General features: G+C 37.7%; 10 protein-coding genes. 2 read left to right on the top strand and 8 right to left on the bottom strand.

Annotation, left to right across the window (positions count from 1 at the left end):
* The first annotated feature begins 339 nt into the window (after nucleotides 1-339).
* Entirely contained in the window at nucleotides 340-1,659 is a 1,320-nt protein-coding gene (locus V7659_RS20335) for a hypothetical protein (protein WP_335541792.1), read from the top strand.
* Between the two features lie 193 nt (nucleotides 1,660-1,852).
* Nucleotides 1,853-2,989 (top strand): CAP domain-containing protein, encoded by a 1,137-nt coding sequence (locus V7659_RS20330; RefSeq protein ID WP_335541791.1) that lies wholly within the window; start codon nucleotides 1,853-1,855, stop codon nucleotides 2,987-2,989.
* 55 nt (nucleotides 2,990-3,044) lie between these two features.
* Here V7659_RS20330 and V7659_RS20325 read toward each other — a convergent pair whose 3' ends face one another.
* The 8 genes from V7659_RS20325 to V7659_RS20290 all read right to left on the bottom strand — a co-directional run.
* A complete protein-coding gene (locus V7659_RS20325) occupies nucleotides 3,045-3,686 on the bottom strand; it encodes a hypothetical protein (protein WP_335541790.1) in 642 nt (213 codons plus the stop codon).
* A gap of 30 nt (nucleotides 3,687-3,716) precedes the next feature.
* The gene (locus V7659_RS20320) at nucleotides 3,717-4,490 is read right to left on the bottom strand and encodes an NAD-dependent protein deacylase (protein ID WP_335541789.1); all 774 of its coding nucleotides are present in this window, start codon (nucleotides 4,488-4,490) and stop codon (nucleotides 3,717-3,719) included.
* 398 nt (nucleotides 4,491-4,888) lie between these two features.
* Entirely contained in the window at nucleotides 4,889-5,236 is a 348-nt protein-coding gene (locus tag V7659_RS20315; RefSeq protein WP_335541788.1) for a 2Fe-2S iron-sulfur cluster-binding protein, read from the bottom strand.
* Between the two features lie 185 nt (nucleotides 5,237-5,421).
* A complete protein-coding gene (locus V7659_RS20310; RefSeq protein WP_335541787.1) occupies nucleotides 5,422-6,123 on the bottom strand; it encodes a GntR family transcriptional regulator in 702 nt (233 codons plus the stop codon).
* 43 nt (nucleotides 6,124-6,166) lie between these two features.
* Entirely contained in the window at nucleotides 6,167-6,697 is a 531-nt protein-coding gene (locus V7659_RS20305) for a chromate transporter (RefSeq protein ID WP_335541785.1), read from the bottom strand.
* The gene (locus V7659_RS20300) at nucleotides 6,694-7,323 is read right to left on the bottom strand and encodes a chromate transporter (RefSeq protein WP_335541783.1); all 630 of its coding nucleotides are present in this window, start codon (nucleotides 7,321-7,323) and stop codon (nucleotides 6,694-6,696) included. Before V7659_RS20300 ends, V7659_RS20305 begins: the two co-directional genes overlap by 4 nt.
* Nucleotides 7,324-7,405: 82 nt before the next feature.
* The gene (locus V7659_RS20295) at nucleotides 7,406-7,885 is read right to left on the bottom strand and encodes a GlcG/HbpS family heme-binding protein (RefSeq protein WP_335541780.1); all 480 of its coding nucleotides are present in this window, start codon (nucleotides 7,883-7,885) and stop codon (nucleotides 7,406-7,408) included.
* Nucleotides 7,886-7,915: 30 nt separating this feature from the next.
* Nucleotides 7,916-8,188 (bottom strand): aldehyde dehydrogenase family protein (locus V7659_RS20290; protein ID WP_335541778.1); only part of this gene is annotated, 273 nt, incomplete at its 5' end.

Raw genomic sequence — 8,188 nt, 5'->3', positions numbered from 1 at the left:
ACATCATTATTTCTGACAGTTATAATTGTTACCCCGCTAGCAAAGTGACCAATGACCTGTTTAAATTGCTCTTGATCAACTAACGGAAATAAATTATGTTTCTCCATCGATTTACTCATTCTCAACACTCCTAATTATTTTATTAACGGAATTATTCTTAATATGTTCCTTAAATAAAACTATACATTTGGATATTGCTATTGTCAACAGAATTTTCTAAAAATTCTCTATAATTAACTTGAAAATGCTAATATTAAACACTTAAAATATGAAATCCTTTTACGAAAGGTTTTATTAATGAGTATAATGAAAGAACCAAAACATATAGGAGGGGAATTTTTGAAACCAAGAGCCGGAATCATCGGACCAATTGACTCTGTCCAACTTATTGCTGAAATAGCAACTGAATATAGTGACCGACTGCAGCCTGTTCCATTTATTTATCAATTACCTGAAGAAGCTACAAGTATCGTCGTAAACAATCAACATGTAATTGACCTATGGATTCTTGCTGGGCCAGCCCTATTTAATCCCTTTCAAAAGAGTGCTGTCAAGCAACCCTTTTTTATACTTCAACTAGATGGAGCCAGCTTAACTAAGACCTTAGTTGATATTGGTTATAATGATAAAAAGAGCCTAGAAAGGATTAGTATCGACACGCTTACGGATCGTGATGTTTATGAAACATACCGCGATCTTGGTATACCAAGTGATCAGGTATTTGTTCATGAATACACCAATGAAACTCCACTTCCGAATCTACTAGCTTTTCATCAAAAACTTATTCACGATCGAAAAGTTGATATATGTATAACTAGCCTCCGTTCCATATATGATCAATTGCGCTCTAATGATATAACTACCTATTGGGTTGCCCCAACGAGAAGTAACATTCGTAAGACATTGTCATCAGCAGTCCAGCAATGGGAAACAATTCATTTTAAGCAATCACAAATTGCGGTTATCCTTGTAAAGGTGCAAGGAATGGAGAATAAAGACGATCATAATATGCTTTCCTACGATATTCATCGATTAAGTTTAGAGATACAGGCAGCCATTTTAAATTTTGCAGAATCCATTTCAGGTTCTTTCGTAACGATTGGAATTGGGGTATTTGTTATTTTTTCAACCAGAGGTTCATTAGAGGCAACAGAGAATTCGATTTCCTCTCTTTTGGAACAATTAGCACTGCTTGCGGATTTACCATCCAATATTGGTATTGGCTATGGGGATACTGCCCTTACAGCAGAGGAGAATGCTCGTCTCGGATTAAACCATGCACAAAATTATGATTCTTTTTGCGCTTTCTTGGTGGATGATAATGGAACAATCGAGGGTCCATTGAAAGAACAAGAAGCCATTTCTTTTCAGTACCGCACAGAGAACAAAGAAATAAGTGAAAAACTTAAAAATAGCGGAATAACTATTACAACCTTTAATAAAATATTATCGGTTCAAAAAAGAATGGGTAATGGATCGATTACCTCAACCCAAGTGGCAGACTGGCTCAAAATGACACCAAGAAATGCACGTCGTATCCTTACAGCTTTAGTGGAAGAAGGCATGGCAGAAATTATTGGCGATGAGGCTCCTTCCTCCAAGGGGCGTCCGCGGAAAATATATCGGGTCAGCGACCATTCGAAAATGATGCAAGGATAGTTATGAAAAAATTCGTCATATACTTAAATGATCTAAGAAAGGCTAGGCACTATCAACTTTAAGATAGTGCCTTTAGATGTTCATCTAGTGGAATTGATATTGTCACATGCTGTTCCCATATTCCCCTCAAGCATATTACTTATACATTTTCTTTTAATTGGCTACAATTCTAATAGAAATGGAGGAAACGAACATGGTACGATTTCTGGCAATCATCTCATTTATTCTTTTATTTAAATTTTCACTCCCTGTCATAGACGAACAATTGGAAAAAGGCAATATTGAAAAGACGGTTGATTCCATTCAGTCTGTATTAAATGTCAAAGACAACACAGCAATAGCAGAGACCCTTAATAGTTTTTCCGAAAAAGTTCAACTAATAGGGAAACAGCTAGGCATTCAATTGAAGGATAGTCCAATTACTAAACAACAACCACAACAGCAAAAAGAAAAAGTAGAGTTGACCTTGCCTGCTGAACAAGTTTTTGCAATTCATAATGTTGAAATTGGCAATCCAAAAGCAGATATAGAACATGATTTAGGAAGTGCAAACCGGACATCCCTTAATGAATATGGAACAAATTGGTATAGCTATCATCAAGATTATCATGATTTCTTTATGGTCATGTACGATGAAAACAACAAAGCTGCCGGATTATACACAAATCAAGATTTAATCTCATCAACCAATGGAATTAAACTTGGAAGTTCTAAAAAAACTGTCCGTGAAAAGCTTGGGGAACCTTTAACAAAAATTCAAAAAGGGTTCACGGTATACCAACTACAGGAAAATAGTGATAATGATTTGTTTTTAGTCGAGGGAGCCTATGTAACCGTCTTTTATGATAAACATGAAAATAATACAGTTACCGCCATTCAATTGATCAACAAAGACTTTGAAGAGGAAAAAATGGATTTTTACACAAAAGGGAATTCAGCTTTAAAAGAGGGCTTTGAATATCAGTTATTTGATTTAACTAATGCCGCACGAGTAAATCACCAACTGCCTATCCTTACTTGGGATGAGCACGTTCGAGAAACGGCCCGTAAGCATAGCACCGATATGGCTGCCCATCATTATTTCGATCACACCAACCTTGAAGGACAATCTCCGTTTGACCGGATGAAAGAAGACGATATCACCTTTCATTTGGCGGGCGAAAACCTTGCCTATGGCCAATTTAGCAGCATTTTCGCTCATGAAGGCTTAATGAACTCACTTGGGCATCGAGAAAACATTTTGCGTGAGGGGTATGAGTATTTAGGGGTAGGTGTGGCATTTAATGATGAATCACAACCGTACTATACGGAAAACTTCTTTGCAAAGTAATGATAAACACAAAACCTTCCATTAACTACGGAAGGTTTTGTTCGTTTTCAAGCTATTAAGATTCCGTGTTTGCAATAACTTTTGCTAATTCATCATCAGTATAGAAACCCGTAATGCCAGGTGTATTTTGAAGATAATAAAAGATTTCTTCCTCCGTATAGTCTGTTTTTAACCCTTTAATAATAGTGGCTAAATAATTATGGGATGGCTTTTTCATTTCTACTTCAGCTTGTTCCCAAGGGGCTGTAAAGGTGAAAATTGGATACCCTTGGTCATCACCTAGATAAATGATATTGCCATACCAAGCACGGTGGCGAAATATTTTAGACCCTTTCTCTTTTACCTCGTTTAAATCTATTTCGAAGTGGTCCCCACTATTCTCCTGTTTCACCACATCTAAAAACTGTTCAATGGTGATTAAATATTTTTTACTATAGGTGAGATACTCCTCTCCTTGCTTTAATCCTATAAAGGCTACACCTTGCGATTGCCACCCAGCTGCCTCTTTTGCAAAGTAAAGAGGACGATGCAATGGAAAAGTGGTCTCAGCGACCGGAAGGGATGAATCTTTACAACCTGACTCAACCCTTGTTGACCCCGCTGGACTCCCTCCCTTTATGTAGCATAAAAATCGATCCTTATTTAAATTTGAACCATAACTTGCATACCAGACATACTGCTTACTTTCACTCACCATTCCCACCAACTTTTTTTTGTAAAATTTTTTTCAAGTCCTTAAATGTTCATCCAATAGGGACAAGGACTTCCCAATCGACTCAGGAATGACGAATGTATTATAATCCATGTCATATGGAGTATCACCAATATTAATTATAATCAATGGAGTGCTTTTCCTTCTATATTGAGGGAATGTTGAAAATGGTGTGACCTTAAGACTCGTCCCTAACACCAATAAACAATCTGCCTCCTCAATCGTATGTAAAATTTTATTAAACCCTTCAACCGTAAACCATTTACCAGTATCACCAAATAAAACAACATCCGGTTTGATGAAACGTTCTCGCTTATGTTGGGTTTCACATTGGTCACAAACATAGAATTCATCCAAAGTTTCTAGTCGATTTACCATTTCTTCAGTGGTATAGCTACTTCCGCAATTCATACAAGAAGCTGTTTTCATCGTTCCATGAAACTCAATCACATTTTTACTGCCTGCTTTTTGATGAATTCCATCAATATTTTGGGTAACGATATGAGATACTTTCCCTTGTCTTTCCCACTTTGCAAGGATCTCATGTCCTATATTCGGAGCAGCGTCTGGATGATAAAGGTTATCGATTGCAAATTGATAAAATTCCAGTGGACACTTATAAAAATACTCAAGGGAAAGGATATATTCGGGTGCCCTTTGATAAACACCCGTTCTCGAACGAAAGTCTTTAATGCCAGATTCCGTGCTAATTCCAGCACCTGTTAACACTACGATATTCGTTGCATTTTTAATAAGACTTGAACATGTTTCAATAAGGTTATTTTCCATTAGGTTATTTCTCCTTAATAAACGGCTATCTGATGCATTGAATGCGTCTAATTTCTATTATTTTAACAAAAAAAAGCAATGAATAGAAAACTCATCGCTTTTTCTTTACTGTATTAAAATCTTTGCCTGTCCCCCACTACTTTATAACTTTAAGGCACTGGGGGGCAGGCATTTTAGATCCTAGGCATATGCACGTAATTTTTCATTCTTTTTCAGTTGTAATGGTTTATGTGTGTAATAGATTTTTGCAAGTGCGTGATTATCGCATAGTGAACATTTAATTTTATAGGAAGCTTTGCTAATATGGGGAGTATCTAAGAAGTTTAATATTTCTTTCATATGTCTGTCACAGGCCCACATGGATCTCACCCCGAATTCATATTTTTTTAGTTCGCTAATTAAATAGTTGTGACTTCTTTCTGAATTTTATCTGGCTTTCTCTTTTTGACGACTTCTGTAAAATCATCATCCCAAGAAATTGAAATGTCACCGTTTGTTACGAAAGTTTGGCACCCAAGGCGATATCCTTCTTTTAACCAGTCTTCCCCTAATTTTCTTCTTTCCTGCACCTTAACTTTATCTAGAAATTCGGCACCTTCTTCTGTTTTAAAAACGCAGCTGCCGCAAATTCCTCCGCCACATCGGTTTGGGAGTTCTCCATCGTAACGAAGGGACATCCTTAAAATATTCGAATCCTCTGGTACCTCTAATTGTTTATTGCTGTTAATGAAATTTATTTTTGGCATGCTTCGTTTCCTCCCTTTAATTTATCTTCTTGGTATACAATATACCATATTTAAAATTATCAGACAATACAAACATTTTAAATCTTTTCATTTTTTAAAAAAGGTAAATTTTAGACCACATCGAGTAGACGGTGTGGTCATGAATAATGATGAAAGCTCACTCAAGAGAGCTTTTCTAGAATAGATCACGTGGACATCAATTTTTCCTTTTTATTTAGCTTTACTTTTATATTTTCTATATAGGTGATATAAGCTTTTTTTGAGTTTTCAATATGAATCCTCATTAAATATTCAGCCATTTCTGCTTCTTTATCACGCAGGGCTTTCATGATATCGATGTGTTCTTTTAATGATTCTTTCCTTCGGCCTGGTGTCTCATATCCCATATTTGCAGCCATATGTATATAGTCAATCAGACCAGAGAGAATCTCAAATAATTTAGGGCTTTTCGATGCTTTATTAATGAGACGATTCATCTCAATATGTTCAAGATTAAAATTTTCTTCCGCTTGATCTCTTAACTCCATCAGTTCTTTGATCTTTTGATCCAATTCTAGTTGTGTTTCTTTATCCATCCGCCCCGCAGCCAATTTAACGGCAAGGACTTCTAATGAGGCAAGGATTGTAAATACCTCGATGACTTCATTCTCGGATATATTCGAGACAACGACACCTTTTCTGGGAACTGTTTTTACAAAGCCTTGGGATTCCAAGCGGAACAAGGCTTCTCGAATCGGTGTCCGGCTGATGCCTAATTTCCCAGCCAGTTCTCGTTCAATTAACCGGTCACCCGCTTTTAATTCGCCCTCAAGAATCATTTCCTTTAAATAGTTATATGCATGCTCACGAATCGATAAAAGATTGTTTTCCTCCCATCTTAAATCCATAACTTCCACCCGCTCATTTTATTTATTTTTTTAACTTTCCCTTTTATGAAAGAAAAACACCACCATAAACTAAGCAGCAAACAATTAACAAGGATGGGTGCATTTTTATTTTGATTAAGGCAAAATAACTAACCACAGCTAATAAGACTAAGTGAAAAAGACCACTTTTTTCATAGGCTGTTAAAAAGAATTGATAGGCCATCACAGCAAGTAAAATGAAAATAATCGGCTGAACAGACTTTGTCATAAGCGCCACTTTTGGAGAGCCTTTAAATAGATTGATAAACTTAAAAAGTAAAATAACGGCCAGGGCAGAAGGCAGGATGGTGGCGATTAGAGCAATCGTTGCACCGAGAACTCCCCCTAGTTGATAACCAATATAGCCCCCCATTTTGGTGGCAATCGGTCCAGGCAAGGCATTTGCAATCGCTAAGACATCCCCAAACTCGGAGAGACTCATCCAATGGTAATGATTGACCACTTCATTTTGGATTAATGGAATGGTTGCAGGTCCGCCGCCGTATCCCAATAAATTAGCAATAAAAAACGACCAAAAGATATGCAAATAGATCATGAACTTTTTTCCTTTCTCTGAAGAAGCATCTCAGCCGAAGCTTTTGCCGCTTTTTCCTTTCGATCGGCGATGATAAAGGCAGCGATGAGGAATACCGCAATTAGGATACCTGGATGTACTCCAAGGAACTGAACGATAATCAATGTAACGATCGAAAGCGTGAGCATGATCGGAAAACCTAAGCCTTTGCGGCCATTTTGGAAAAATCGGTAGGCCATCTCCAACAACATAAAGCCAATCACCGGTGTAACCCCTTGAACCATTCCGCTGACAATCGGTGATTCCTTAAAGGAATAAAGCACACCCAATAAGGCAATCATTGCGACAATCGAAGGCAGTATGTGGGTTAGAATGGCCACGGTAGCCCCTAAATACCCCTTTACCTTGTAACCGATATACGCAGCCATTTTTGTGGCAATCGGCCCTGGCAAGGTATTAGCTAATGCGAGGATTTCTACAAATTCTTGTTCGTCCATCCACTTGTATTTTTTTACAGCTTCAAATTCAATCAACGGTATAGTCGAGGGTCCGCCCCCATAACCAGTCACACCGGTGCGGGCAAATCCAATAGCTAACTCAAGATATGTTTTCAGTTGATTCTCCCCCTTTGTATACCAATATAACATTTTTACCCCTTTTTTAATAGAAGCATAGATTAAGAGAGACCTCATTCTGCGAAAAACATACATGAATGAGGTCCGGTTTTTCTTATTTTTTTATATCGGCTGCCGTAATTACTTCCAGACCATCGCCTTCTAAATAGGATTGAAGTGCTTGAAGCGCTGCGGTACCCACAGCAGTATCTTGTTCGCCGTTTCCGCCACTTACACCAATTCCGCCTACCACTTCACCATTGACGACAATTGGGAACCCCCCAACAAAAATGGCGAACTTCCCTGGAAGCATTTGTTGAATTCCGAAAGCCTCATTTCCAGGAAGCGCAGGACCATTAGGTTCCTTGTTAAACAAATGGGTAGAGCGTTTGTGACCAGCAGCTGTGTACGCTTTCGCGATTGAGATTTCTGGCCCTGTAATGCGTGCTCCATTCATGCGTTCAAGCGCAATTAGGTTTCCGCCGTCATCAACAATTGCAATTGTCTCAAATACATTGATCTCTTCTGATTTTTTCTTTGCAGCCTCAATCATTAACTTTGCTTCTTCTAATTCAATTTTTAAAACAGATTTCATCCCGGTTCTCCTTTATATATCATATTGTGATTAATAGCCCATATAGACCGTTTTTAATTGTGTAAAGAACTCTAAGCCTACTCTTCCAGATTCACGGAAGGTAGAGGTACTTGACTTTTTCAAGCCTCCAAATGGTGCATTCATTAGATTTCCAGTCGTAGTACGGTTAACCTTGACTGTCCCCGCTTGAATATCTTTGGTGAATTGGTTAGCAATTTTAAGATTATTGGTCACAATCGAAGCAGATAAACCATACTCGACATCATTCGCAACAGCAATGGCTTCTTCATATGTATCTACTTC

This window comes from Neobacillus drentensis (genome assembly GCF_036966985.1).
GTDB lineage: Bacteria > Bacillota > Bacilli > Bacillales > Cytobacillaceae > Neobacillus > Neobacillus drentensis_E.
Note: the sequence above shows the minus strand (reverse complement) of the source record. Positions and strands in the feature narration are given on the sequence as shown.